1 protein-coding gene is annotated in these 1,490 nt (G+C 71.6%); it reads right to left on the bottom strand.

The genetic code is table 11. The features are described from left to right. Positions 1 to 143 precede the first annotated feature (143 nt). On the bottom strand, positions 144 to 1,490 hold a 1,347-nt coding region (gene glmS / locus AX737_RS05835), incomplete at its 5' end, for a glutamine--fructose-6-phosphate transaminase (isomerizing) (RefSeq protein WP_066919764.1).

Here is a 1,490-nt window from a genome sequence, read left to right as displayed (position 1 = left end):
CTCCGCCGCACCGCAGGTTGCGCTTGACTGCGGCGGAGGGGTTCCGTGCCGAGCCTTGAGCCGACGGGCCTCGGTCGCCCGCCGACATCGTCACCACCGCACTCGACACCGCACTCGACACCGCTCTCGGACCGCCCCGGACCTCACTCCACGGTGACGGACTTCGCGAGGTTGCGGGGCTGGTCCACGTCCTTCCCCATGAAGACGGCCGTGTGGTAGGCGAGCTGCTGGATCGGCACCGCGTAGACGATCGGCGCCACCGTCGCGTCGAGCGCCGGCATGGTCACGGTGGCGAGCGTGTCGAGCCCGTGCTCGGCCGCGCCCTTGGCGTCGCCGATCAGCACGATGCGCCCGCCCCGGGCGGCCACCTCCTGCATGTTCGACACCGTCTTCTCGAAGACCGCGTCGTGGGGCGCGATCACGATCACCGGCACGCTCTCGTCGATGAGCGCGATCGGCCCGTGCTTGAGTTCGCCCGCCGCGTAACCTTCCGCGTGGATGTAGCTGATTTCCTTGAGCTTCAGGGCGCCCTCCAGCGCCATCGGGTAGCTGGTGCCGCGCCCCAGATAGAGCACGTCGCGGGCCTTCGACACCTCGCGGGCCAGGACCTCGATCTCGGCCTCGCGGGTCAGCGCCTCGGCCATCAGGCCCGGCACGGTGATCAGCGCGTCGATGAGCGCCCGCTCCCGCTCCGCCGAGAGCACGCCCCGGGCGCGGCCGGCGTGGATGGCGAGGCACAGGAGCACGGTGAGCTGGCACGAGAAGGCCTTGGTGGAGGCCACCCCGATCTCGGGTCCGGCGAGCGTCGGCAGCACGGCGGAGGATTCGCGCGCGATGGTCGAGGTCGGCACGTTGACGACGCAGAGCGTGTGCTGCCCCTGCGCCTTGGCGTAGCGCAGGGAGGCCAGCGTGTCGGCGGTCTCGCCCGATTGCGAGATGACCAGGGTCAGCCCGTCGCGCTCCAGCGGCGCCTCGCGGTAGCGCGCCTCCGAGGCGACGTCGATCTCGACGGGGAGCCGGGCCAGGGACTCGAACCAGTACCGGGCCACCAGCCCCGCGTAGTAGGCGGTGCCGCAGGCGGTGATCGAGAGCCGCGAGAGCGTGGCGAAGTCGAAGGGCAGGGGCTCGGGGAGCGCCACCCGGCCGTTGGCCAGATCGACGTAGTGGCTCAGCGTGCGGCCGACGACCTCCGGCTGCTCGTGGATCTCCTTGGCCATGAAGTGGCGGTGGTTGCCCTTGTCGATGCGGTAGGCCTGGGTGGCGATCCGCTGGCGCTGGCGCTCGACCACCGTCCCGGCGGCGTCGCGGATCTCGGCGCCCTCACGCGTCAGGATCGCCCAGTCGCCCTCCTCCAGATAGGTGAGCGCGTCCGTGAAGGGGGCGAGCGCCAGCGCGTCGGAGCCGAGATAGGTCTCGCCCTCGCCGTAGCCGATGGCGAGCGGCGCGCCGTGGCGGGCGCCGATCAGCAAGCCGTCCTCGCCCGCGAAGAC

It is taken from the genome of Methylobacterium sp. CCH5-D2 (genome assembly GCF_001556475.1).
GTDB lineage: Bacteria > Pseudomonadota > Alphaproteobacteria > Rhizobiales > Beijerinckiaceae > Methylobacterium > Methylobacterium hispanicum.
Note: the sequence above shows the minus strand (reverse complement) of the source record. Positions and strands in the feature narration are given on the sequence as shown.